The sequence below is a fragment of the Cryomorphaceae bacterium genome, from assembly GCA_017798125.1.
Lineage (GTDB): Bacteria > Bacteroidota > Bacteroidia > Flavobacteriales > ECT2AJA-044 > ECT2AJA-044.
Genome location: CP059070.1, coordinates 698,404 through 723,753, shown reverse-complemented (window position 1 = coordinate 723,753; position 25,350 = coordinate 698,404). Strand labels below are relative to the sequence as shown.

Sequence of the window (25,350 nt, the reverse complement as noted above, 5' to 3'; positions counted from 1 at the left end):
TCGCTTCATTAACCCAAACAATGAAACTACGCTTGCTACAGGGCGCCTTGATGGTGGCCCTCACTCTATATGTGGCCCCGGCACGGGCTCAAGAAAAATGCGCCACGGATCATATTCATCAGCACATGATGGATTCAGATCCGCACTACCGGCAGTATTTTGAAAACAGAGATCTGGCCCTACGGGCCGATGGGGATGCCGCTCGCTCCAATTCCACACTGACCGTACCCGTGATGGTCTGGATTTTTCACAACGACGGACCCGAGAATATTTCACGTGCACAAGTCTTGGATGCGATCGACGTGCTCAACGAAGATGTTCAGCGACTCAACAGCGATACCTCGAATACGTCGAACACCTTCAAGCCAGTCGCGGGCATGGGAAACATCGAGTTCAAGTTGGCCACTGTAGGTCCAACAGGAGAATGTACGGATGGAATTGTGCGCGTGCGGACGGCATTGACAGCCAATGCACCCAATGAGATCAAGAATTTGGTTCCCGCGGACAACAACAAATACATGAACATCTATGTGGTGAAGACCATCGAAAACACCTTCGGCGGGAACGGAACCATCTTGGGTTATGCGTATTTCCCGAATCCAGGACAAAGTGCCTTGAACGACGGCATTGTCATCCGACACGATGTGATGGGCCGCATCGGATCGGCCACCACAGGGTTTGGTCCGAACAACGGCGGGCGCACCTTGACGCACGAACTCGGACATTATCTAGGGCTTCCCCATACTTTTCAGGGTGGTTGTTTTGGCAACAATGACGGGTTTACGGATACACCTCCAGTGGCGGCATCCAATAGCGGATGCAATTGGGGAAACAGCTGTTCCAATGAAAGCCCCGACCTTCCGGACCAAGGCGAAAACTACATGGACTACACCAATGGTATTTGCCAGAACATGTTTAGTGCTCAGCAAGTGGCCCGGATGGAAAGTGAATTAAACGGTACCCGAAGTCAGTTGATCAGCAGCCAGAATTTGCTGGAAACCGGAGTGGATGACGCTTCAGCCCTTTGCGCTCCGAATGCCTACATCGGTACCCCTTCGCCCTACGTTTGCTTGAGTGATTCATTGGAGCTTTTCGACTATTCGTGGAACGGTCCAGTCACTGCTCGTCAGTGGACCCTGGTCAATACAAATTTGGACTTCTCGCAGGACTCTGTGGCCTCCATCGGGTTCAATGCCCCCGGGACGTATACCATCGAACTGAACGCCTCCAATGGTCAAGGTAATTCTCTAGCTACCCGAATCATCAATGTCTTTGATACCGTGGGTATTGTTCCGGGCTACTACGGGGAGTCCTTCGAACCTCCGTTTCCCTTTGGAACGCAGTACCAAGTGCAACCCAACGAAATGGCCTACAGCTGGAACGTCGATACGGACGTCGCCAAAACGGGAACCCAGAGCATGTCGGTAAAGAACTACTTCAAAACGGCCGGGGCTCGTGAAGAACTTCTGATGCCTCCTTTGGACATGACCCAACAAACGGCAAGTACGCTGGAGTTCTCCTACGCATTTGCCCGCAAAACAGTTGATGACCAGGATGAATTGCGCATTTGGGTCAGTACCAATTGTGGGGTGACATGGATTCCTAGAATGGTGATTCCAGCCGCACAATTGGCTACCGCGCCGAATGAATTCTTCGACGAATTTGAGCCGAGTCCGAATCAATGGGAAACGGCCACAGTGAACTTGGCCGCTTACCAAAGTCGAGAGCATCTACTCGTGAAGTTCGAATTCACCTCCGGTGGAGGGAACAACATATACCTCGATGATTTGAAGATTTATGAGACCATCGGCCTCGAAGAAAACTCCGTGGAAGAGATCGCCCTCTATCCAAACCCCGTGCGGGATCAATTGACGATTGACCTCGGGACTTTAGAGGAGGTGGAAATTGAAATTCGAGACCTCACCGGACGACTATTGTTTACTGGCCGACATTCCGGTCAACTAGAAATGACTACCTCTGCCTGGACGGCAGGAACATACTTCGCGATTTTCCGCACTACACAAGGAGTGGTTTCGCGCAAACTGATCAAACAATGAAGATGATGAAGAGAGGATTGATTGCCTTGACCCTTGCGCTTTTTGGCTACACGAATACAAGCGCTCAAGAACACGTTCACAGCGTTCGTTGCTACACCGACGAAATTCACGCACACCGCATGTCTACGGACGAAATTTATCGCCAGGCTTTTGAAGCGACCCAGGCGAGTATGGCAGCCGCTTTACAAGAAGTGCAAGCTGCTCGTGCTGGTCAACAAGACACGGCCTTGTACTACATTCCCACGGTAGTTCATGTATTTCATGCGGATGGGGGTACGGGTAACCTCGGCATGGACCAAATTATTGATGGAATGCGCATTCTCAATGAGGATTATCGCAAATTGAATGCGGACACCGGTAGCGTTCAGACGCCCCACAAGGCCGTTCACGCCGATACGCAAATTGAATTCCGACTTGCGCGTTTAGACCCAAATGGAGATTGTACAGACGGTGTGGTATACCACCGCCAACCTCTGGTAAGCAATAGTGCTGCGCCAAACTGCTTGAAGGCCTATGGGTGGGACAACGACAAATACATGAACATCTTCCTGGTTCCAAATTTGGCCGGACTTCTGGGATATTCGGCCTTTCCGGTCAACGGAATGATCGGCTTGGACGATGGTAATTTCATGCTTTCGGCGAGTTTTGGATCCATAGGAACGGCAGCGAACAACGCACCTTATGACCTTGGACGTACGACTACACACGAGGTCGGTCACTACCTGGATCTATTCCACACCTTTCAAGGAGGGTGTTCCAATGGAGACCAAGTGGGCGATACCCCAGCAACTTCTTCTTCCAATTTTGGCTGTGCTCAGGGCCAGACGACTTGTGGCACCTTGGATATGCCCGAGAATTTCATGGATTATTCCAATGATGACTGTCTCTTGATGTTTACGGCGGGTCAAGCTGCTCGTATGCAAAGCGCTTTAAGTAGCCCAAGCTCACAACGCGGGCAGTTGGTAACGCCCACCAATTACGCGGCAACGGGAGTCTTACTCCCTGTATCTCCTTGTGCCCCAAAACCCGATTTTATCGTGAGCCGTGATCAAACGTGCACCGGTACAGCAATCACTTACACGGATAACCACTACAATGGAGTGGCCACATCGCGTATTTGGGAATTTCCAGGTGGGAATCCAGCGACCTCTACAGATTCGATCGTGTCCGTGACGTATGATACGCCAGGAAGCTATGACTTTAAGCTATCTGTGACCAACGCGCAAGGAACCAATTTGGAGACCTTTGATGGTGTCATTGTCGTTCAGTCGGACCAAGGTGAAGACGCCACCCAATGGGGTACCAGCTTTGAGACCGCAGCAGAGATTGGAACTGATGTGACCCAGCAAGGATGGGAATTTGGCGACAACTTTGAGCGTGTATCTACGGCTTCTCAAGATGGCAACTCGAGCATGATGGTCAATGCGTTGAATAAGACCAACATCATGGGATATGGCTTTAATGATTATCACATAGAGTACTTGTACCTACCAACAGTGGACATGACCACACAAGGAGCATCAGACCTTCATTTGTGGTATGCGTACACCAGCCAATTCGGCAATGATGGAGACACAGAGCTCGAAGTCCAGGTGAATTTCGGTTGCTCGAATGCTTGGATTACTCGTTTGTCGAGAAGCGGCAGTGCTTTGAGAACAGCCACCCAAACCAATGCCCCATTCACGCCGACCACAACTAGCTCCTGGGATGAGTTAGTCGTTAACTTGGCTGGCTTTGCCGCACGAGACAACCTCCGTATACGTTTGAAATTTACTTCAGGTGAAAACGCCAATAACCTGTACGTTGATAACGTCTTCTTAGTCGATCAAACGATCAGCTTGGAAGAAAGCGGTATCTTGGAGCTGCGCGCCTTCCCGAATCCTGCCCACGATCACATCACCGTGGCCAACGGAGCTCAGGATTTAAATGAGGCGACTTTGCGCTTGACGGATCTTCAAGGACGCGTGGTGTTTGTGCACGATGTGGCATTCCTCGCGGCCGGAAGCGATCTTCGGATTGACCTTCCCGCGAACCTTTCGAAGGGCGCATATGTATTATCGGTTGAGTCTGGCACTGGGTCCTACGTGGACCGCTGGATGATCGATTAACCCAAACAACGACATATGAAGAAGTTCTTTACTCTGCTGTTCGGGCTTGCTCTGTTGGCAGGACCCTCCTATGGACAGAACCACATTTGTGCCTTTGATGAGGATATCAACGACCTCCTCCAACGGTATCCCGAAAAAGTCAATTGGTTTAGTGAGACACTTCCTTCACTCCTCCAGGATTATCGCGCTCAGGAATCGCAAATTCCAGAGGACAGCACCTTCATCATTCCCGTTGTCGTGCACGTGTTTCACGACGGAGGACCGGAGAATATTTCGGACGCTCAGGTTTTTGATATGATTCGCGTCATGAATGAGGATTACTCCTTTACCCATGCGGATACGGCGCTCATAGATTCGACTTTTCGTGGGGTTCAGGCCTCGATGCAAATCGAGTTTCGATTGGCGCGTTTGGACCCGGACAGTAATTGTACCACTGGAATATTGCGCCACCGAACGCGCTTAGCAAACGACCTTCCACAGGGCTTTAAAACCTTTGGCTGGAATAACCGGGATTACCTCAACATCTATTTGGTTGGAGGATTGTACGGCGGTGGCGGTGGCGGAACCTTGATTGGATATGCCATGCCTCCAGGATTTAATGTGCCCCTACGGCGCGATGGAATTGCCAACCGCTCCGATTACGCCGGAACCATAGGTACAGCTCTTGGGCTTCCAGTGGGTAGTCGCGGAGGTAGTGTACTCTCTCATGAAGGAGGGCATTATGTCGGCTTGATGCACACCTTTCAGGATGGGTGTTCAGCGCTTCTGGACAACGATTATTGCACCGACACTCCACCAGTGGATTCACCGAATTATGGTCCGTGTACCGCCCAAATCAACAGCTGCAATTTCGACGTTCCGGATTTACCGGATAACATTGAAAATTACATGGATTACACCGATAATGAATGCATGCGCATGTTTACCGAACAACAGCGCGATATTGCTCATTTCAGCTTGTCGAGTGTATTCGGGCGCAAAAGGCTGGTTGAATATGATAACCTGGTAGATCGCGGCGTTTTCTTAGATCCTAGTCCATGTGCTCCTCAGCCAGACTACATCATCGAAGATGAAGTCGTTTTGGTAGGAGATACAGTGGTTCTGCACAGTAATGCCTACAATGGTGCAGTTACTTCTCACACTTGGGACTTTCCCGGGGGAACCATTACTTCAGGGGCTAGCGACTCAACGGTTAAGGTGGTGTATGCCCAAGGAGGAACTTATGACTTTCAATACACGGTTGGAAATAACGAGGGCTTTAATACCCGAATTTACACCGACCGAGTAGTGGTATTGGATACTGCTGTTCAGCAAAGTGGTCCGGCCATTTTTGATTTTGAAAACGTTTCCGGAGAGGGAGCAGAGCCATTCCAAGTTCTGGTTTCAGAATTAGGCAATGGTTTTGCCACCACTGGTGATGCCGCTGCGAGTGGAAATCGCTCTTTGAAGTTGGACAACTTTGCCAAATTTGCTCCCGCGGTGAATCGCGAATACCAGAAAGACGAAGTTTACTTCGGGCCTTTTGACGGTACTTCACTGAGCAATTATAACGTCAGTTTTGACTATGCCTTCGCGGCGAAAGAAGACTTTACTGAAGACCTGGTTCGCGTTTGGTTGAGTACGAATGGAACCAGTTGGTCACCCAGAGGGTCCATTAGTATGAATAGTCTTCCAACGGATACGGCTATTTATCAACTTCAGCCATTTGTTCCAGGACCAACGCACAACTGGAGTAACAAGCAAATATCTGTTGCTTTGGCGCAGAATTCGGAGAAATTCTGGATCCGAATCGAGTACCTTGGTAAGTATGGAAACAACTTCTACATGGACAACCTGTACGTGGGTACTGAAGTCGGATTGGCGGAGTCTGGTGAATTGGCACTCGAGGCCTATCCCAACCCAGCAAATGATCACTTGACCTTGGCCATTGGCGGAGAGGATTTGGTTCAAGCTCAACTGGAGCTGGTGGATTTGAGCGGTCGAACCGTTTTAAGTCAAGAGCTTCCAATGCTGTTGGCAGGCAGTTCACACCGTGTAGCCCTGCCCAATACGCTGGCCACAGGTTCCTATATTCTGCGAATTCAGTCCAGTAAAGGACAATTCGTAGAGCCTTGGATTATTGAATAGGTCTTAGTGCGCCTCTAACCAAGTTTGCCCGGTTCCCATATCTACGAGGAGGGGAACGTCAAGCGTAACGGCGTTTTCCATTAAATCCCGAACAATCGGTTTAATGGTCTCGAGCTCATCGATATGGGCATCGAAGACCAATTCATCGTGTACCTGTAGGATCATTTTCGACTTAAACCCTTCCGCTTGGAATCGGTCATGGATCGCAATCATGGCTTTCTTGATGATGTCAGCCGCGGAGCCTTGAATGGGAGCGTTGATGGCGTTTCGTTCAGCGAACCCACGAACGGTGGCATTGCGCGAGTTGATGTCTGGTAGGTATCGACGCCGCTCCATAATGGTCTGTACATATCCGAGTTCCCGTGCAAAATTGATGCTGTAGTCCATGTACTCCTTAATGGCCGGGTACTTGCTGAAGTAGTTGTCAATGATTTCCCGTGCCTCCGTTCTTTTGATGTTCAGACGATCGGCTAGTCCAAAGGCGGAAATACCGTAGATGATACCGAAGTTGACCATTTTGGCACTGCTCCGCATGTCGCGATCCACTTCTTCCAAGGGGACCCCGTAGACTTTCGCCGCCGTGGCTTTGTGGATATCCTGTCCACTCTTAAAGGCCGCAATCATGTCCTCATCTTTGGCCAGAGCGGCGATCAAACGAAGCTCAATTTGACTGTAATCCGCCGCCAGAAGAACATGGTTTTCATCTCTTGGGACAAAGGCAGCACGTACTTTCCGACCCCGCTCCGTTCGGATGGGGATGTTCTGAAGGTTCGGATTGTTGCTGGATAAACGCCCTGTGGCGGCAACAGTTTGATTGTAGGTCGTGTGGATGCGACCCGTCTTAGGATTGACCAGTTCAGGCAAGGCGTCTACATAGGTGCTGATCAGCTTCGATACACTGCGATAATCGAGGACCTGATCAATGATCTCGTGCTCCCCGGCCAGTTTACTCAAAGTGTCCTCCGAGGTGCTGTACTGCCCGCTTTTCGTCTTTTTGGGCTTGTCTACGATCTTCATTTGTTCAAAGAGGATTTCACCCAATTGTTTGGGCGACCCAATATTGAACTCGGCACCAGCTAGATCATAAATGCGGCTCTGGATCCCTTGCAATTCCGTTTTGAGTTCGGAGCTATACTGTGCCAGGTTCTCCGAATCAAGCCGAACCCCTTCGGTCTCCATGGCGGCCAACACCCGAACCAAGGGTGTTTCCAAATCGCGAAACAGACGCTCCACGTTGTTGGCCCCCAGGTCTTTCTCAAAAACCTCTTTTAGCTGAAGGGTGATGTCCGCATCTTCACCTGCGTATTCCGCGACTCGATCCACGGCAACATCCCGCATCGAGCCTTGTTTTTTTCCTTTTTTGCCAATCAAGGATTCAATAGAGACGGGCTGGTAGTTCAAGTACGTTTGCGCCAGAAGATCCATGTTGTGTCGCATATCGGGATTCAATAGATAATGCGCCAACATCGTGTCCCAAACCGCGCCACGTACTTCAACGCCATGCCATTTGAGCACGTTGATGTCGTACTTCAAATTCTGACCGACCTTCTCAATGCCCTCATTTTCAAAAAAGTCCTTGAATTCCGCTGTGACCTTCAGGGCCTCATCTCGGTCATCGGGCACAGGCACGTAGTACGCTTTTCCCACTTCATAGCTAAAAGCCAAACCGACCAATTCGGCCAAATTTGGATCAATTCCGGTCGTTTCCGTGTCAAAACACACCGATTTTTGGTCCAAAAGGGCAGAAATCAGCGTTTTTCGCTTTTCCGGCGAATCGACCAATTCATAGTCGTGCGGCGTATTTTCTAAAGTTTTGAATTCTGCTTCTTGGGCCTCACGGCCCGATGCGCTCGTCGGCGCACCAAACAAGTCCATTTGGTCGGTTGCCGGCGCCGCCTTTGCCGGCGCTGAAGGAGTACTCGACGGGGCACTCGCCCCGGCTGAATCATCCCCAAAGACCCGCTTAACCAAACTCCGGAATTCCAATTGCTCAAAGAGCTCTCGAACTTGCGGCTCGTCAGGCTCTTCGCGGATCAAGTCCTTCTCGTCAAACTCAATAGGCACATCCGTGATGATGGTGGCTAGTTTCTTGGACAAAAAGGCCAGCTCACGGTTCTGCTCCACCTTCTCCTTCATCTTGCCTTTGAGATCATCCAGATTCTCGTACAAGCCCTCCATGGACCCGTATTGGGCGATGAATTTTTGAGCGGTCTTTTGACCCACCCCTGGAATACCGGGAATGTTGTCCACGGCATCTCCCATCATCCCCAAGAAGTCGATCACCTGATCCACACGCTCGATTTCAAATCTTTTCTTGACCTCTTCAATTCCCCAGACTTCAACACCTTTACCCATGTAGGCGGGTTTGTACATGAAGATGTTGTCGGAGACCAATTGGCCGTAGTCCTTGTCCGGGGTCATCATATACACTTGATACCCGGCCTGTTCTCCCTTTTTGGCCAAGGTTCCGATGACGTCATCTGCTTCAAAGCCCATGACCTGAAGGCAGGGGATGCGGAAGGCCGCGGCTAAATCTTTGATGATGGGGACCGACATCTTGATGTCCTCAGGGGTCTCCTCGCGGTTGGCCTTGTACTCGGCAAAGTCGTTCACGCGATCCACAGGGCCAGGCGGATCAAAAACGATGGCGATGTGGCTCGGGTCCTCTTTTCGGATGAGGTCCAGCAGGGTGAGCATGAAACCGTAGATGGCCGATGTGTTGCGCCCGTCCGAAGTCATTCGCGGGTTCTTGCTGAAGGCAAAGTAGGAACGGTATATGAGGGCGTATGCGTCGAGGAGAAAGAGGCGTTTTTCGCTGGTTTCGGCCATGGGGTTCAATTTGGGAGACAAAAGGTATGAACTCTAGGTGAATGACTATGTTTGTTGGGGGACTACTTCGCGCAAAATGAATCAAATGATCGTTCGTCTGCTCATCATCATCGGGATACTCTTCTTTCTCGATCTCTACGCTTTTCAAGCTGTTCGTACCGCAACCCGAGGAAAACTCTGGCTTTGGACTTACTGGGCCATCACTCTTGGTCTCTTTGCATGGCTGGGTTATACCGTACTCAACTTTGACCGGTCTTCCGGTCCTCAAAACCGCATTTTCTCTTGGCTTTTCGGCATGATGGTGCTCTTTTATGTGCCCAAAATGGTCATTGCCTTCCCGCTTCTATTGGAAGACCTCTTCCGCGTATTCCGCGCCGGTTGGAAAGTCATCCTTTCTGTACTGCCCAGTAGTGAAGCGAATGTGGAAGCGACCAGTTATTGGCCTGCGCGTCGGAAGTTCATCAGCCAATTGGGCCTCATCCTGGCGGCACTACCCTTCGCAAGCATTTTATACGGAATCACCCGCGGGAAGTACCGCTATGAGGTTTGGCGACACACGCTCTACTTTGACGATTTACCCGAGGCTTTTGACGGTTTTAGAATTGCTCAGATTTCGGACATCCATTCGGGAAGCTTTGACAACGCTGAAAAGGTAGCTGAGGCCGTTCAGCTGGTCAATGAGCAAGAGAGTGACGTCATCCTCTTCACCGGTGATTTGGTGAACAATGCCGCCGATGAAATGGATCCTTGGAAGGAAACCTTCAGTGCCCTGAGCGCACAGGACGGGGTGTATTCTGTACTCGGTAACCACGATTATGGCGACTACATGGAATGGCCATCGGCGGAAGCCAAGGCGGCCAATATGCAAAAGCTGTACGATACCCATCGAGAGATTGGTATGGACCTACTTCGCAACGAACACCGCACCTTGGAGCGCGATGGTCAAAAGCTGCACATCGTGGGTGTGGAGAACTGGGGCAAGCCCCCTTTCCCTCAGTACGGTGATTTGGACCGCGCCACGGAAGGCATTGGCGACGACGAATTCTGCGTTTTGATGAGCCATGACCCAAGCCATTACGACTTGGAGGTCAAGCAACATCCCAAGAACTTCCGACTCACTTTGAGCGGGCATACACACGGAATGCAGTTTGGGATTGAGATTCCCGGAATCAAGTGGAGCCCGGTGAAGTATCGCTACCCTAAATGGGCCGGCCTTTACGAAGAGGCAGGACGTTTCCTCAACGTGAACAGAGGGTTCGGCTTCTTGGCTTTTCCCGGCCGGGTAGGTATTTGGCCGGAGGTCACTGTGCTTGAACTCAAGCGCCGTGCTACCGCCTGAGCTCGCAAATAGAAAGATCATTCACGTAGACATGGACGCCTTTTACGCGTCTGTGGAACAACACGACCATCCGGAACTCAAAGGAAAACCCCTCGCAGTGGGCGGGTCCAAAGAACGAGGTGTGGTGGCCGCTGCCAGCTATGAGGCACGCAAATTTGGCGTCCGAAGCGCCATGCCCAGCGTGACGGCCGCTCGATTGTGTCCGGAGCTCATCTTCGTCACTCCGCGGTTCGATCGCTACCAAGAGGTCAGCCGACAAATTCGAAACATCTTCTTCGACTACACGGACCTCGTAGAACCGCTTTCCCTCGATGAGGCATATTTAGACGTGACCGAAAACAAGAAGGGCATGACGTCTGCCACCTTGATCGCCCTCGAGATTCGGGACCGCATCCAGGCCGAGACGGGATTGACGGCCAGCGCGGGGATCAGCATCAATAAATTCTTGGCCAAAGTGGCCTCGGATGTCAACAAGCCCAACGGACAAAAGCTGATTCCACCCGAAGAAGTCCTGGACTTTTTGGAGCAACTCGAAATCCGCAAGTTCTATGGCATTGGAAAAGTGACCGCCCAGAAAATGATGCAGCTCGGCATCTTCACGGGTAAGGACCTCAAGCGCCAAGAGCTCGCCTTTCTGGAAGACCATTTTGGCAAGAGCGGGGAGCACTACTACAACATCGTTCGGGGCATCCATCGAAGTGCGGTCAAGCCCGATCGCATACGCAAGTCCATAGGTGCGGAACGCACCTATGATGTGGACCTACGGTCCGATGAGGAAATGCGCGAAAAATTGAAGAAAATCGCCGAAAAAGTATCCGAAAGGGCCAAAAAGAGTGAAAAAAGCGGAAAAACCATCACTTTGAAGTACAAATACGATGATTTTGAACAGCACACCCGAGCCCGTACTTTGCCTTACTTCGTGAACGACGAACAAATCATCTACGAAACCATCATTGAGCTTCTGGAGGAGAATGAACTGGAACGCCCCGTTCGCTTGCTCGGCATCACCTTGTCCAACCTCGATACTGAAGAGGAACGCGGTGAAGGATACCAACTCACGCTGGAGTTTTGATATATTGAAGCGTGAAACGCGCAATCCTATTTGTTCTTCCCCTACTGCTGCTGTTGGGCTGCGGAGATCGAGCATCGCGCCGTGAGGCGCAAGACCTTCCGGAAATACAACGGGATTGGGAGCAGATCGCTGAGGACGGCGTGCTTCGGGCGATCACAAATTATTCTGGGACGAGTTATTTTCTCTACCGCGGGGAGCCCATGGGCTTTGAGTACGAGCTCTTGAAGCGGCTGGCCGATCACCTCGAATTAGAGCTCGAAATCGTTTTGGCAGAGAACATCGACAGTATTCTGCCCATGCTCAAACGGGGAGAAGGGGATTTGATCGCCTTTGGACTGACCATTACTCAAGAGCGCAAAACGCAAATCTCATTTACGGATTACCTCTACCTGACCCGTCAAGTGCTGGTGCAGCGCAAGCCAGAGGGCTGGCGAAACTTGAAGCGGCATCAACTTGAAGCGCAATTGATCCAAGAACCGGTGGAGCTGATTGGGGATACGGTATCGGTCCGTTTGGAAACCTCTTATTTCAAGCGATTGGTTCATTTAATGGATGAAGTTGGAGGAACGATTTATATCGATACGCTGCCTGGGTCTATGTCCAGTGAAAAATCAGTTCAGGCGGTACTCAATGGTGAGATCACCTATACCGTGGTCGACGACAATATTGCGGCCATCAGCGCTGCCTATCATCCCGAACTAGACGTGGGCACACCTGTCAGTTTTGCTCAGCGCATCGGCTGGGGTGTGCGTCAAAGTAGCCCAGCCCTTTTGGACACCCTCAACGATTGGGTGGCGGGATTCAAGAAGGAAGTAGACTATGCGGTGATCTACAACAAGTACTACAAGAACAAGCGGGCCTATCGCAAGCGCGTCAACAGCGAATTCTACAGTTTGAACGAACAGCGCATTTCGCCCTACGACGACCTCATTCGGCAAGAAGCCACGCGCATCGGTTGGGATTGGCGGCTGATGGCCGCACAAGTCTATCAGGAATCGCAATTTGATCCCAAGGCCACATCTTGGGCGGGAGCCGCCGGGTTATTGCAGCTCATGAAAGGAACGGCCTCAGACCTCGGCGTCGACGATCGCTTGGATCCGGAAGAGAACCTCCAGGGGGCAGCGGATTACCTTGCACAAATAGAAGCCAACTTTTCCGAAGTACCCGACAGCCTTCAGCGCATCAAGCTTACTCTGGCCTCCTTTAATTGTGGATACTACCACGTACTTGATGCGCAAAGCTTGGCGGAGAAAAGAGGTCTGGACCCGCAGCGATGGGATGAAAACGTGGAGGCCATGATCTTGGAACTGAGTTTCCCTGCGAACTACCGAGACGAGGTCGTGAAATACGGATATGTCAAAGGGGTTGAACCCTTCAATTACGTGCGTGAAATCTTTGAGCGATACGACCGGTACCGTCAGTTTATTGAACGGGACTCGGGGGTCGATGTACCGGAAGTCCTTTAGAGCTTAATACAGACGTTCTTGGGTTCAGTGAAGAAGCGCAAGGCTTCAAACCCGCCTTCTCGTCCAATTCCACTCTGCTTTACACCGCCAAAAGGCGTGCGCAAATCGCGCAAGAGCCACGTGTTCACCCAAACAATTCCGGTGTGGAGTTGAGCCGCCATGCGGTGAGCGCGTTTGAGATCGCTGGTCCATAGCGTGCTGGCCAAACCGTATTTGGTGCCGTTTGCGTACTCCAATACTTCCTCTTCTGTGTCGAAGGGTTGTAAGGTGACTACGGGACCAAATATTTCTTCTTGATTAGTGCGGCAGGTGTGGGGTAATCCTTCAATAACGGTAGGGGCAATGTAGTAGCCTTCGGCGTGCTCGCCTTCGAGCTGAACGCGGTGCCCTCCGGCGAGTACCGTTCCGCCTTCTTCTTCGGCCAACTCAATGTAACTGAGGATTTTTTCCATGTGTGGTTTGGAGACCACTGCGCCCATTTTCGTATTGGGATCATCCGGGGTTCCCACTTGCATGCGCTCCACTTTGGCGACGAAGGCCTCCTTGAATTTGTCGTAGATCCCGCGCTGTATGTAGATACGCGATCCGCACAAACAGATTTGCCCCTGGTTGGCAAAACTGGATCGAACGGTGGTGCGCAACATGTCGTCAAAATCGCAGTCGTCGAAGATCATGTTGGGGTTCTTACCGCCCAATTCCAAACTGAGTTTTTTGAACATCGGAGCTGCGACTCGAGAGATTTGTTGTCCCGTTGCCGTTCCACCGGTAAAGGAAATCATGGGTACATCGGGATGCTCGGTAATGGCCGCTCCAACTTTAGGGCCTAGTCCGTGGACGATGTTGAGGACTCCTGCCGGTAAGCCCGCCTCAATGCACAATTCACTTAAAAGATAGGCCGTCATGGGCGTAATTTCCGAAGGCTTAGCTACGACTGTGTTTCCAGCGGCAAGGGCCGGAGCAATCTTCCAGGTAAAGAGATATAGGGGAAGGTTCCAGGGGGAGATGCAACCGGCCACGCCAATAGGTTGACGCAGGGTATAGTTCAAGGCGACTTCGCCCATGGAATGGCTTTCGCTCGAATCGTGCAAGATGGCCGTTGCGTAGAAATAAAAGTTTGCTTGAGCCCGTGGTATATCAACCGCAGTTGCTAAGCTTACGGGCTTTCCATTGTCTTTACTCTCTGCGGCGGCAAGTCGATCGAGGTTGGCTCCAATGAGTTCTGAGATGCGAACCATGATCCGGGAGCGTTCTTGGATGGACATACTGCTCCATCCCGGAAAGGCCTCTTTCGCAGCATCTACAGCGGCCTGAACATCGGCAGCGTCACTGTCCGGAATCAGGGAATACACCTGTCCACGACTGGGGTCGTAGTTATCGATGTAGGCTCCACTTTGTGGTGGCACCAATTGTCCACCAATGTAATTCTGTAGTTTCTCCATGCTTATAAGCTTGAGGTCCGGCCCCCATCTACGGGGACGTTGATGCCGTTGATGTAGCTCGCCGCTGGGCTGGCCAGGAAGGCGATGGCATTGGCCACTTCTTCGGGTTTAGCGAAGCGCTTCATGGGTACGGCGTTGGCCATGCCTTGCGCGGCTTCTTCAATACTCGAATTCGTTTTCGCTGCTTTTCCGGCGATGATGCTCGTGAGACGCTCGGTCTCCGTGGCTCCGGGCAGTACGTTGTTGACCGTGATGTTGTCGATGCCGAGTTCGTTGGCCAAGGTTTTGGACCAGTTGGCCACTGCTCCGCGAATGGTGTTGCTTACCCCGAGATTGGGCAGGGGCTGCTTAACGGAGGTGGAAATAACGTTGATGATGCGCCCGTAGCCCGCATCGCGCATACCGGGAATCAGGGCTTGAGCCAAGATTTGGTTGCAGACGAGGTGCTGGTTAAAGGCATTTAAAAATTCCTCGGTCCCGGCCAAGTGCGCCGGTCCAGCGGGTGGTCCACCGGTGTTGTTGACAAGGATGTGATAGGCGTTTTCGGGAGTGACCCAATCTTGAAGGATGGTCCGCAGACGATTGGGGTCTTGAAAGTCGGCGACGAGCGCATCGTGCCGTGAGGCACTGATGGCTTTTAATTCTTCGACGACCTTATCGAGTTTCTCGGGATTGCGGGCCACGACGGTTACTCGGGCACCCAATCGGGCGAGTTCGAGGGCGGTGGCTTTTCCGATGCCTTGGGAGGCGCCACAGACGAGGGCGCTTTTTCCGTTGAGATTCAAGTCCATAAGGCAAAGCTACGTTTTTGTACCTTCGTTCGACAACCGAAAGATCAGCGTCATGGCCATCAAAGCACCCTTCAATTTGTTTCAGTGGATCGAGGAGAATCGCGACCTGTTGAAGCCACCCGTGGGGAATAAAAACCTCTATGTAGAGTCGGGTGATTACATCGTCATGATTGTGGGAGGGCCCAATGCGCGCAAGGATTACCACTACAATGAGACCGAAGAGCTCTTCTTTCAATTGGAAGGAGACATCACGGTGTACATCCAAGAGGACGGTAAAAAACGCGAGGTGAAAATTCGAGAGGGAGAAATGTTTTTACTCCCTGGGAAGATTCCCCATTCACCGGTGCGACCAGCCGGATCGGTTGGCTTGGTGATTGAGCGCAAACGCGAGCCGCACCACAAGGATGGTTTGATGTGGTTCAGCGATACCGCCAATGCCAAGCTGTACGAAGAGTACTTCCACTTGACCAACATCGAAAAGGACTTTCTTCCAGTTTTCCGGCGCTTCTACTCCGATGAGAAGTTGCGCACTTGCCCAGAGACGGGAGAAGTGATGGAAGTAGACGAGCGCTTCGTTTAAGCCTTGGGCATGCCCAAAATGTAGTAGCCTACTGATTTACCTTTTTTGTTTTTAGGACGCTCATAGCTCCAAGTGTATGCATCACTTTGGTGCCCATCGAGCAGTTCATCGAGATCGCTCTCGGTGTACATGCGCACGTTCGACACTTGTCCGTCCCAAGCGTAACCGATCGGGATGACGGGAATTAAATAAGTGAAAAGAAGCTGCTTTGCGGTCAGCGGTTTCACGGCTGGGGTCATGAACCAAGTCATGAGGAAGAGGATCAGAAGTCCCAAGGGCAAAAACAACCACCAAAGCAGAAGCGGCACTTTGTTTTCCGCCATTTCATAGATGAGAATGGGTTGCTTGGCCTCTTGTGCGCTCAACAGAATATCCTTGGCCACCGGTGGAGGCATGTGGTGAAAACTGTTCATCATGGTTTTCAGTCCTTCGGGCGCTTGCTCCAAGTGCCGAGCATCCGTGGATTCCGAGCGATACTGTACGTTGGGGTCGTTTTGACCATTGATTTCGGTCACAAAATCAGGATGCGGATTGAGGTCGGTCAGGGTCAGCTTCAATGGTGCGTCCATATTCTGCTCATTGTATTGCTTCACCGCTGGCATGATGGCACCACCGGAACCCGACCCGATGTCCACGATCTGGTCAAAGCCATGTTGTTCTCTCACTTCGGCGAGGAGCTCTGAGATCACTTCGGGAACACCGAGCATTTTTTGTAGGACTACGATGAGGTGGGTCATTCCCGTGCGCCAGGAGCGAGGCCACCAGCTTTGGTCTTCAAATTCGAATAGGTGTATTCGTTTCATGGTCAGTGGAATAGGTTCGCTCAAAGGTATGGCGGGAAATCGTATTTTAGCCGGACACGAAAGCTTATTTAACCAAAACCTACTCGCCTTGACTCAACCGCGACTCAAGATCGATATGCACACGCATATCCTTCCTTTAGACATACCCGATTTTCACCACAAGTTTGGCTATGGCGATTTCATCAAACTGGAGATGACGCAAACGGGAAATGCCCGGATGATGAAAGGCGGTGAGTTCTTTCGGGAAATCAAACCGAACTGTTGGGACGAAGATTTGCGGATGAACGAGTACGCGGAATTTCAGACCCAAGTCCAAGTGGTTTGTACCATCCCCGTCATGTTCAGCTACTGGGCCAAGCCGGAGCACTGCCTGGAAACGAGTCGCTTTCTGAACGATCACATCGCGGATTTGGTGGCGCGCTACCCCAAGAACTACATCGGTCTCGGAACCCTGCCCATGCAAGATGCAGCCCTGTCGGTTCAGGAGTTGAAGCGATGTAAGGAAATCGGATTGGTCGGGGTGCAAATCGGGTCCAACATCAACAATCACAATTTGGATGAGGAGCAGTTCTACCCCATTTGGGCAGCGGCTGAGGAATTGGGGATGGCCGTTTTGGTGCACCCTTGGGAAATGATGGGTTTTGATCAGATGCGGAAATACTGGCTGCCTTGGCTGGTCGGAATGCCGGGCGAAACGTCGCGCGCTATTTGCTCCATGATTTTCGGTGGTATTTTCGAGAAATTCCCTGGACTGCGCGTGAATTTTGCCCACGCGGGCGGAAGCTTTCTACCGACCATTGGACGGGTCGAACACGGCTTCAATTGCCGCCCCGACTTGGTGGCCATTGACAACGACAAACCCCCTCGCGATTACCTCGGAAAGTTCTGGGTCGACTGCATCACGCACGACGAGAAAATGCTGCACTACGTCTTGGACATGGTGGGCTCCAAGCGTGTGACCTTGGGATCTGATTACCCCTTCCCACTCGGGGATCTGGAAATCGGGAAATTCATTGAAGACGGAGACTTTGATGCGACGACGGTAGACGATATCTTCTGCAACGCCACCATGGAGTGGCTTGATTTGGATAAAAACAACTTCACGTAAGATGCGAACGACTCGTTTATTGCTTTGTGTCCTGGTTTTGGCCCTTGGTGCCGGGTGTACCGTGGAGCACCCACTGAAAACGAAATTTGCCTTTTTGGAAGGAGATTGGATCGCTCCGATGGGCGAGGATACCAAGTTCTACGAGAGCTGGCGTTGGGAAGGAAAAGAGTGGACGGGCACGGGCATCACCGTGGAGCAAGGAGACACCTTACTCCGTGAAGAGATTTCCATTTTCAGCGCCTACGGCGCGATATTTTACGGTGCCAACACAGGAACCGAAGAGGGGCGGATCGACTTCGAACTTCAACACGACACCTTGGGCATCTTCATTTTCCGCAATCCGGAGCACGATTTCCCCAACGAGATCGGATATGAATCGGTGAATCCAGACAGTATCCGAGCTTGGATTGGCGGAAGAGAGGGGGAGGTCTTTGACTGGTCGTTTAATCGGCGCTAGAGGGCGACTTCATCGGTCCGTAGGACCTCTTCAAGCATTTCAACACAGAATTCGTTTTCCTCGGGAAGTCCAATCGTTATTCTCAGGCAGTGTGGAAGGCGGAATGCCGTCAAAGGGCGGACAAAAACACCTTTTTTCATGAGCGCCTGAAAGATGCGCTGGACCTCTTCGGGTGTACCGAAATCGATCATCACAAAGTTTCCGGTGGAGGGGTAATGCGCGAGGCCCAGCCGGTCAAAGGCTTCTCTAAAAAAGGTCATGCCCTCTTGATTTAGCCGCACGCTTTCCTCGAGAAAGGCCTCGTCTTTCAATGCACCTATTCCTGCGGCCTGGGCCACATTTGAGGGCTCAAAAGTCAGTTTGACCTTCATCAAGGGCTCTATCAAAGCCTCCGGTCCAATACCGTATCCAATACGCACGCCAGCGATGCCATAGGCTTTGCTAAAGGTGCGCAAAGTGATGAGGTTGGGGTGGTTCAAGCGGGTGGAATCGGGGTATTCACGGCTCAGAGATGTAGCGTATTCGAAATAGGCTTCATCCACCACCACGAGGATGTGTTCCGGAATCTCCTTTAAGAAAGTCCTGAGTTCGTCCTCTCGGATCATGGCCCCCGTTGGGTTGTTGGGGTTGCTCAAATAGATCACTTTGGTTTTATCGGAAATGGCTTCCTGAATAGCCCTGAGATCAAAACCGTATGCCGAGGTCATGGCTACGGTTTTGCAGGGCACATTATTGGCCTGTGCCCAAATATAAATGGCCACGAAGGTTCCTTCGCTGGTGAGTAATTCGTCTCCGGGACTAAAGAAGGCGCCCAGCATATAATTAAATACACTTTCTGAACCATTCCCGACAATGATGTTTTCCATCTGCTGACCGACGCGCTGGGCAATAGCGGTTCTCAGTTCTCGGCAAGCGGGATCGGGATAATAGTTGGAATCAGTAGCTGCTTCCGACATCGCTTGGACGGCCAAAGGTGAAGCGCCCAAGTTGTTCTCGTTGTTCCAAAGAATGGCCGTTTTCGTAAGTCCGTATTCCTGGATGATTTCTTCGAGCGGTTTGCCGGGTTTGTACGACTTCAACTGCTCGATGTTCTCGGGAATGTTGATCATAGTGTGTGTAGTGCCTAAGAACCAAATATACCATTTGCTATATTCGCTGTCAAAGCAACCATCATGGCGAAGAAAAGTGCAGCTAAGGGTCGAAAAAAGAAGCAGGGTTCAGCTTCAGAACCCAAAAAATCCTTGCCTTTAGGGCCTCTTGTGGGCTTACCCATCTTGATCATCGCTCTGACTTGGATTGCCTACAGTGGTATCGGCGAATACGACTGGGTCAATTTCGATGACCCTCCCTATGTTTATGAAAACGGATATGTCGTTGGCGGCCAATTTTCTGAGGTATGGAAACCCCGCTCTTTTGTCATGGGAAACTACCACCCTCTGACGATGTGGACCTTGGCTCGGGACTGGGCTCAGAACCCAAATGATCCAGGTGCCTTTCACCGTTCCAATGTATTCTACCACATTCTTGCGGCGCTCTTTGTGTATTTCTTCTTTTGGAGACTTACAGGCTCTTGGTTCATCGGAGGATTTACCGGATTGGTCTTCGCGGTTCATCCCATGCACGTGGAATCAGTGGCCTGGGTAGCGGCCCGGAAGGATCAGCTCATGGCGCTGTTCTTTTTTGCCGCCTTACTGTCCTATCTCTATTACTTGGAGGATCAAAAACGAAGGTGGATCTGGTATGGTTTAACTCTGGTGCTTTTCCTTGGCTCCATGATGAGCAAAGCCATGGCAGCTCCCTTTCCTGTCGTACTCTTACTCGTTGATTTCTACCGAGGGAGAAGCTTCAAATTGCCCACGTGGTTGGAAAAACTACCCTTCTTTGCCGTCTCTTTTGTCCTGGGGTATTGGGCGATCATTGCACAGCGCAGTGCTGATGCACTCACCATGGAAAGTTTTCCGCTGTCCGAAAAAATCTTCTTTGCGGGTAACTCGACCATTCTTTATCTGGTCAAGTTCCTAGCCCCATTCAAGTTGAGCGTCTTTTATCCTTATCCGGAAGGAGGAGTCCCCTTCACATTTTACTTGACTACCCTTTTGGCTGTTGCCCTTGGCATCGGTGCTATAGTGACCGCGCGCAAAACCAAGGTGTTCCTCTTTGGCTTTGGCTTTTTCATTCTTATGGTCGCTCTAGTGCTCCAGCTGTTGTCTGTAGGTGCGGCCATGATGGCCGATCGCTATACCTACATCCCGTACGTCGGATTGGCCTTTATGTTGGGTGTTGGATTGGAGCGAATCAATGCGCTGCGGCCTCGTGTAGGTTGGGTTCTTGGTGGAGTCATGGTTTTGGCCTTCACGGGCTTGACTCGAGACCGGGTTCCGGCATGGGAGAATACGGTTACACTGTTTACTGATGTCATTGAAAAGTACCCGAATGTTCCAGTCGCCTACAACAACCGAGGAAAGTATTATGGCTTTCAAGAACAGGATTACGAGCGGGCTTTTGCGGACCTCAATAAGTCGGTTGAAGTAGACCCGGAATACCCCAATGCTTACGTCAACCGAGGCAATGTCTACAGTATGCGCAAGGAGTACCAGAAGGCGATGAAGGACTACGATCGCGCATTGGAACTTCGTCCCACCTATTACGACGCGCTGACGAATCGAGCCATTACCAATGCCCTATTGGGAAATTACGAATCCTCTCTTGCCGATTATGGTCGTGCCTTGGAGATTCAACCCAACAATGCTCAAATTTACTTCAACCGAGGCTATACCTACTTTCAAATGCGCGATTGGGATGCTTCCTATACAGACTACAATAAAGCGCTTCAACTAAACCCTTCAAATGGGCAGGCCTATTACTACCGATCCATGGTCGAATCCCAGCGAGGTAATTTGGATGCCGCGCGTCGAGATGTACGAACCGCTCGGGCGAGAGGTTTCGCTGTTCCAGACTCCTACGCAAGACAGTTGGGGCTTTAGGTTTTGAAAGGATAGGTCACTGAGCTCGCTGAACGGATATTGTATATTGCGCTATATGCCGCACATCATGTCTCGAATCGTCACGATTTTAGCCATTCTTTGGTCCACGTGGGCCTACGCACAATCCGCCCAGGAACTGGGGGAAATCATGCGTATTTCAGATTCGCTAACGCGGTATCATCCACAGGAATTCATTCAGGATTGGGGGAGCCTCGAAAATCGCCCCGTAGGGGCAAGCGACAGTCTTTGGGCCCAATTCCGAATACAATTGGGATATGCCTATTTCTACACGGGATCCTTAGACAGTGCATTGAGTCAATTTCAAACGGCCGTTGATTTAATTCAAGAGGGACCAGAGCGCGCTCGGATGTACAACAACATCGGCGCCGTGCTGACTCGAATGGAACGGCCGAGGGAGGCCTTGATGTCCTATCAGAATTCTTTGGAACTCAGAAGGGAGTTCAGTGACTCGGTTGGTACGGCCAAGACCTTGAATAATATGGGGGTGCTTCTTCGTAAGACCGGGGACTATCAAGAAGCTCAAAGGATTACTTGGGAGGCTATTGGAATATACGAGGCCCTTCGGGATACCTACTTGCTGGGAGAAACCTACAACAATTTAGGTCTGATCTATAAGGAACAGCAGCGGGTTGACTCGGCGAAGTTTTTGTTTGAAACGGCGCTGGAATACAAGATCATCGGTGGAAATAAGCGGTCTTTGGCCAGCACCTATTTGAATCTGGGCATCCTGAACCACGAGGCGTTTGAGTATGAACAGGCCGAAGTGAGGTATCGAAGAGCTGTGCAGCTCCGAGCACAAATAGGTGATCAGTATGGGCTCACTTCAGCTTTGGGGAACCTCGCGGAACTCTACATAGACTTAGAACGACCACAGGAGGCCGAAGAAATTCTCAATGAGCTACTCGAACTGGTACGCGCACAGAATTATAAACCCTTCGAAGCACGAACTCTTAAGGGTTTGGCTAGAGTATATGAAATGCAGCGTCTCGACGCCAAGGCCTATGAATTCTTGAAGGCGGGATACATTATCCAAGACAGCATCAACGACGCGGACGAAAGAGCTGAAATCAAAAAGATGCAGGTTCAATTTGAGCGGGATCAGGTGGTCATGGAGAATGAACGACTCAGGCTTCAAGGCGAGCTCCAAGAAACCGAACTCAGAAATCAGAATCGCGTTCGGCGCATATACATTGCCTTGATCGCCTTGTTGGTTTTCTTTGGCCTCGTCATTGGATCGCTTTATCGTCGTCAGCGGCAACTCAATGCTAAACTCAAGCTTTCTGATCAGCGTTATAGAGAACTTTCCAACGCACCATTCATTGCCATCTACCTGGCGCGAAACGGAACCATTCTCGAGAGTAATTCGGAGTTTGAACGTTTGATTGGTTCGCCATCACCAGCGAGTCTTCAAGAAAAAGATTTGTTGAGCTATTCCTTTGAGTCTTCAAGGACCAAGGGACTCATAAACCCGATTAAAGGAGGATTGCCCATCCCCGTGGATGTCTACCACAAGCGTGTAGAACTGAGTGATGGGCCAGCTCGAATCGTGGCGCTCCGGGACCGCCGTGAGCAAGAACGGGCTGAACAGGCCATGGTCCGTGCTACCGAAGAAGCCATGGCCTCTGAGCGGTCAAAGACGGAGTTCTTGGCCAACATGAGTCATGAAATTCGCACACCCATGAACGGGATAATCGCTGCCGTTGATTTACTTAAAAAGAGCGAAGACAAAAAGAAAGGTGCGGAGTTGATTGATTTGATCGAAGCCTCCACCCATGACCTGATGCAAACCCTGAATGACATTTTGGATTTGAGTAAGGTGGAAGCCGGGAAAGTAGAGCTGGAGCATGAGTTGTTTGATTTGAAAAAGGCCTTCTCACAGTCCTTTACGCTGTTCCAGTTTAAGGCCGAACAAAAGGGGCTTGAATTTGGCCTCATTTTCGAAGGCGATCTTCCTGCCCATGTGATTGGCGACGCGTTGCGCTTGCGGCAAGTAGCGGGGAACTTCTTGAGCAATGCGGTCAAGTTTACAGAGCAGGGATCTGTCCATATGTTGGTACGCGGTGAGCACATATCGGACCGTCGTTGGCGCATACACTGCGAGGTCGTTGACTCGGGAATCGGTATTGACGAAAAGCAGGCAGAGCAGATTTTTGAAAAGTTCAATCAGGCTGATTCGTCGACCACTAGAGAATTCGGAGGAAGTGGTCTGGGCTTGGCCATCGCCCGATCACTGAGTGAGCTTATGGGTGGGGGAGTAGAAGTCGAGTCCGAACCTGGGGAGGGCTCAACATTCCGCTTTTGGATAGAAGTGGATGAGGCGGAAAGCAGCGTTGAAGAATCGGGAAGAACAGATGAATCCAGTGATAGCGCAATCTTCCAGGGCCCTGTTCTCGTTGCCGAGGACAACCCCGTCAATCAAAAGATTATTGAAATGGCGCTCAAAAATCTTGGAATTGAACATCGAATTTGCAGCGATGGAAAGGCTGTATTGGACGCCTACATGGCCGGCGCGTACCGAGTGGTACTCATGGACATTCAAATGCCCGTTATGGATGGACTAGAAGCCCATGATCGCATACGTGCATTCGAGTTTGAACAAGCCATGGATCCGGCCTACGTGGTCGCTATGACGGCCAATGTCATGAAAGAAGATCGAGATCGCTACAAGGAACAAGGCTTGAACGATTTCCTGGGAAAGCCCTTCAACTTAGGCCAACTCACCCAGCTCCTCCAAAGAGTAGAGCGGAAAATAAAAGAATGATCAAGGCGCTGAAGGCGTTGACCAGGTCATTCGTCCACCAGGAAACTCCAGAAATCTGAATCCCGTTTTCCTGACGTTTTTCGGACCATAGCTCGCTGTCTTTCGCCTGATACTTGGCCTGAAAAACTCCGGCTATGGAGTCCAGAATGGACCCCGCGAACCCAAGGGCGATGATCCAAAGCACAGGTATATCCGGATTGAGCCAATAGACGACCGTAGCAATCAATGAGGCCCCGAACAAGGCCCCTAGAAAGCCCGCTAGGGTTACACCGCCACTCAATCCTTTGGCCATCTTTTTCCCGTTGAGAATATGTCTGGGCGTTCCGCCAAAACGCATCCCAATTTCAGTCGACCACGTATCAGCGGTAACCGAGGCTAGCGCTGCGGCGAACAAAATAAAACCAAGGGACTGCTGCCCGGTGTAGTATCCCCAAAATAACCCCAAAGCTGGAACCCCGCCATTGGCCAGCACTTGCCAGGAGTCTCGCGCTCCACTTTTTTCAACGCCATTCGCTGTTGGATTCAGCAAACGACTTAGTAGTGATCCAGTCAAAAAGAAGATGAGGATGGGCACCACATAGTTCCAGCCTCCATAGGTATACAGAAGGATGCCCAATGAAGCTGCAGAAATAGCTCCATCTCGGGTTAAAAACTTTATTCGCGCAGACAATAGCGCAAATAAACCTGCCGGTATAAATACCCACAAGAAACGCTCTTGAAGGGAAGATTCACCGCCCTCCATCATAGTTGCGTAGACCCATCCGAACAAGAGCGGAACGCTTAGATTATCGGTTCCTTTTCCGGCACTGTTTTCCACCACGGTCAACCAAAAGACCAAGGCAACCATCGAGAGCGCAGAATAGTCCGAGCCATCCATACCCGGACGATCGCGGGTCAGCGAAAACAGAAGAAATCCAGTAATGATGAAAAAGACTGCACTTCCCGCCCAGCTTTTCGTTTCTCTGCCGAGGGTTAGGGACGGATTGGGGAGCATTTTACCGATGAGCGCGGCCACAGAATCGGCAAGCCCCATAACAGCCATGCCGAGCATTACAGTGAATGGAGACTGTTGTCCGAAAAGAAGGAGTAAGAAAAAATAGCTGAGACCGAAGTAGAAAATCCCCCAACTTCTTCGACCGTCGACTTGATCGATGGAGAACCACTGTTTCCGAACGCTGTACCACAAGAAAAGAACAATGAGACCTACGGCACCGGTAAACCAAGTGCTCGCGGGCAAGATTTCCACGGCCAAAGCGCAGCAGATGGCCACAGTGATGTGCACTCCTTTGCGCGCGGCAAACAGGGAAATCCATCCCTGACGTGCAGTGATTTCACCAAGTGCGGTAAGCAGTGCGGCGGCGGCAAGAAGCACCCCAAACCAAAGCGGCCAACTCATGTCGTCAAGGTA

Annotated in this window: 17 protein-coding genes; 11 read left to right on the top strand and 6 right to left on the bottom strand. The window is 51.1% G+C overall.

All coding sequences use genetic code 11. The features are described from left to right. Positions 1-20: 20 nt before the first annotated feature. The 3 genes from HZ996_03140 to HZ996_03130 are packed head-to-tail and all read left to right on the top strand — an operon-like array spanning position 21 to position 6,292. Entirely contained in the window at positions 21-2,057 is a 2,037-nt protein-coding gene (locus HZ996_03140) for a T9SS type A sorting domain-containing protein (protein ID QTN38172.1), read from the top strand. 2 nt (positions 2,058-2,059) lie between these two features. After that, positions 2,060-4,165, top strand: coding sequence for a T9SS type A sorting domain-containing protein (locus HZ996_03135; GenBank protein ID QTN38171.1), 2,106 nt, complete (start codon positions 2,060-2,062; stop codon positions 4,163-4,165). A gap of 15 nt (positions 4,166-4,180) precedes the next feature. Further along, positions 4,181-6,292, top strand: coding sequence for a T9SS type A sorting domain-containing protein (locus HZ996_03130; GenBank protein ID QTN38170.1), 2,112 nt, complete (start codon positions 4,181-4,183; stop codon positions 6,290-6,292). Positions 6,293-6,295: 3 nt separating this feature from the next. Here HZ996_03130 and polA read toward each other — a convergent pair whose 3' ends face one another. Continuing rightward, entirely contained in the window at positions 6,296-9,121 is a 2,826-nt protein-coding gene (polA, locus tag HZ996_03125; protein QTN38169.1) for a DNA polymerase I, read from the bottom strand. A gap of 76 nt (positions 9,122-9,197) precedes the next feature. Between polA and HZ996_03120 the strand changes: the two genes are divergently transcribed. From HZ996_03120 to HZ996_03110, 3 genes are read left to right on the top strand one after another with little or no spacing between them, the layout of a single operon-like run. After that, complete coding sequence (locus HZ996_03120; GenBank protein ID QTN38168.1) at positions 9,198-10,460, top strand: metallophosphoesterase; 1,263 nt, start codon at positions 9,198-9,200, stop codon at positions 10,458-10,460. A gap of 31 nt (positions 10,461-10,491) precedes the next feature. Then, on the top strand, positions 10,492-11,532 hold the full coding sequence (gene dinB, locus HZ996_03115; GenBank protein QTN39993.1) for a DNA polymerase IV: 1,041 nt from the start codon (positions 10,492-10,494) through the stop codon (positions 11,530-11,532). Positions 11,533-11,543: 11 nt separating this feature from the next. Then, positions 11,544-12,998: a transporter substrate-binding domain-containing protein gene (locus HZ996_03110; protein QTN38167.1), complete on the top strand. Its 1,455-nt coding sequence runs from the start codon at positions 11,544-11,546 to the stop codon at positions 12,996-12,998. Here the strand turns inward: HZ996_03110 and HZ996_03105 are convergent. Both HZ996_03105 and HZ996_03100 read right to left on the bottom strand, forming a co-directional pair. Continuing rightward, positions 12,995-14,437 (bottom strand): aldehyde dehydrogenase, encoded by a 1,443-nt coding sequence (locus HZ996_03105; GenBank protein QTN38166.1) that lies wholly within the window; start codon positions 14,435-14,437, stop codon positions 12,995-12,997. The two genes, HZ996_03110 and HZ996_03105, sit on opposite strands and share 4 nt — an antisense overlap. A 2-nt stretch (positions 14,438-14,439) precedes the next feature. After that, positions 14,440-15,228, bottom strand: coding sequence for an SDR family oxidoreductase (locus tag HZ996_03100; protein ID QTN38165.1), 789 nt, complete (start codon positions 15,226-15,228; stop codon positions 14,440-14,442). Between the two features lie 52 nt (positions 15,229-15,280). Here HZ996_03100 and HZ996_03095 point away from each other — a divergent pair, with 52 nt between their 5' ends. Next, positions 15,281-15,808, top strand: coding sequence for a 3-hydroxyanthranilate 3,4-dioxygenase (locus HZ996_03095; GenBank protein ID QTN38164.1), 528 nt, complete (start codon positions 15,281-15,283; stop codon positions 15,806-15,808). On the opposite strand, the gene HZ996_03090 is transcribed toward HZ996_03095, so the two are convergent. Then, positions 15,805-16,611 carry a class I SAM-dependent methyltransferase gene (locus tag HZ996_03090; GenBank protein QTN38163.1) on the bottom strand — a complete coding sequence of 269 codons (807 nt, stop codon included), beginning with the start codon at positions 16,609-16,611 and terminating at the stop codon, positions 15,805-15,807. The two genes, HZ996_03095 and HZ996_03090, sit on opposite strands and share 4 nt — an antisense overlap. A gap of 115 nt (positions 16,612-16,726) precedes the next feature. Here HZ996_03090 and HZ996_03085 point away from each other — a divergent pair, with 115 nt between their 5' ends. After that, positions 16,727-17,719 (top strand): amidohydrolase, encoded by a 993-nt coding sequence (locus HZ996_03085; GenBank protein ID QTN39992.1) that lies wholly within the window; start codon positions 16,727-16,729, stop codon positions 17,717-17,719. Between the two features lies 1 nt (position 17,720). Next, positions 17,721-18,176, top strand: coding sequence for a hypothetical protein (locus HZ996_03080; protein QTN38162.1), 456 nt, complete (start codon positions 17,721-17,723; stop codon positions 18,174-18,176). On the opposite strand, the gene hisC is transcribed toward HZ996_03080, so the two are convergent. Next, positions 18,173-19,285 carry a histidinol-phosphate transaminase gene (gene hisC, locus HZ996_03075; protein QTN38161.1) on the bottom strand — a complete coding sequence of 371 codons (1,113 nt, stop codon included), beginning with the start codon at positions 19,283-19,285 and terminating at the stop codon, positions 18,173-18,175. The two genes, HZ996_03080 and hisC, sit on opposite strands and share 4 nt — an antisense overlap. Positions 19,286-19,348: 63 nt before the next feature. On the opposite strand from hisC, the gene HZ996_03070 reads away from it, so the two are divergent. Next, positions 19,349-21,160, top strand: coding sequence for a tetratricopeptide repeat protein (locus HZ996_03070; GenBank protein ID QTN38160.1), 1,812 nt, complete (start codon positions 19,349-19,351; stop codon positions 21,158-21,160). Between the two features lie 67 nt (positions 21,161-21,227). Then, on the top strand, positions 21,228-23,942 hold the full coding sequence (locus tag HZ996_03065) for a tetratricopeptide repeat protein (GenBank protein ID QTN38159.1): 2,715 nt from the start codon (positions 21,228-21,230) through the stop codon (positions 23,940-23,942). Here the strand turns inward: HZ996_03065 and HZ996_03060 are convergent. Next, on the bottom strand, positions 23,899-25,338 hold the full coding sequence (locus tag HZ996_03060; GenBank protein QTN38158.1) for a DUF92 domain-containing protein: 1,440 nt from the start codon (positions 25,336-25,338) through the stop codon (positions 23,899-23,901). The two genes, HZ996_03065 and HZ996_03060, sit on opposite strands and share 44 nt — an antisense overlap. Between the last annotated feature and the right edge of the window lie 12 nt (positions 25,339-25,350).

What these genes read in the sequence shown, in the direction of transcription:
- HZ996_03140 (QTN38172.1), top strand. Translation starts at nt 21, where the DNA reads ATGAAACTACGCTTGCTACAGGGCGCCTTGATGGTGGCCCTCACTCTA.
- HZ996_03135 (QTN38171.1), top strand. Translation starts at nt 2,060, where the DNA reads ATGATGAAGAGAGGATTGATTGCCTTGACCCTTGCGCTTTTTGGCTAC.
- HZ996_03130 (QTN38170.1), top strand. Translation starts at nt 4,181, where the DNA reads ATGAAGAAGTTCTTTACTCTGCTGTTCGGGCTTGCTCTGTTGGCAGGA.
- polA (QTN38169.1), bottom strand. Translation starts at nt 9,121, where the DNA reads ATGGCCGAAACCAGCGAAAAACGCCTCTTTCTCCTCGACGCATACGCC.
- HZ996_03120 (QTN38168.1), top strand. Translation starts at nt 9,198, where the DNA reads ATGAATCAAATGATCGTTCGTCTGCTCATCATCATCGGGATACTCTTC.
- dinB (QTN39993.1), top strand. Translation starts at nt 10,492, where the DNA reads ATGGACGCCTTTTACGCGTCTGTGGAACAACACGACCATCCGGAACTC.
- HZ996_03105 (QTN38166.1), bottom strand. Translation starts at nt 14,437, where the DNA reads ATGGAGAAACTACAGAATTACATTGGTGGACAATTGGTGCCACCACAA.
- HZ996_03100 (QTN38165.1), bottom strand. Translation starts at nt 15,228, where the DNA reads ATGGACTTGAATCTCAACGGAAAAAGCGCCCTCGTCTGTGGCGCCTCC.
- HZ996_03095 (QTN38164.1), top strand. Translation starts at nt 15,281, where the DNA reads ATGGCCATCAAAGCACCCTTCAATTTGTTTCAGTGGATCGAGGAGAAT.
- HZ996_03090 (QTN38163.1), bottom strand. Translation starts at nt 16,611, where the DNA reads ATGAAACGAATACACCTATTCGAATTTGAAGACCAAAGCTGGTGGCCT.
- HZ996_03085 (QTN39992.1), top strand. Translation starts at nt 16,727, where the DNA reads ATGCACACGCATATCCTTCCTTTAGACATACCCGATTTTCACCACAAG.
- HZ996_03080 (QTN38162.1), top strand. Translation starts at nt 17,721, where the DNA reads ATGCGAACGACTCGTTTATTGCTTTGTGTCCTGGTTTTGGCCCTTGGT.
- hisC (QTN38161.1), bottom strand. Translation starts at nt 19,285, where the DNA reads ATGATCAACATTCCCGAGAACATCGAGCAGTTGAAGTCGTACAAACCC.
- HZ996_03070 (QTN38160.1), top strand. Translation starts at nt 19,349, where the DNA reads ATGGCGAAGAAAAGTGCAGCTAAGGGTCGAAAAAAGAAGCAGGGTTCA.
- HZ996_03065 (QTN38159.1), top strand. Translation starts at nt 21,228, where the DNA reads ATGTCTCGAATCGTCACGATTTTAGCCATTCTTTGGTCCACGTGGGCC.
- HZ996_03060 (QTN38158.1), bottom strand. Translation starts at nt 25,338, where the DNA reads ATGAGTTGGCCGCTTTGGTTTGGGGTGCTTCTTGCCGCCGCCGCACTG.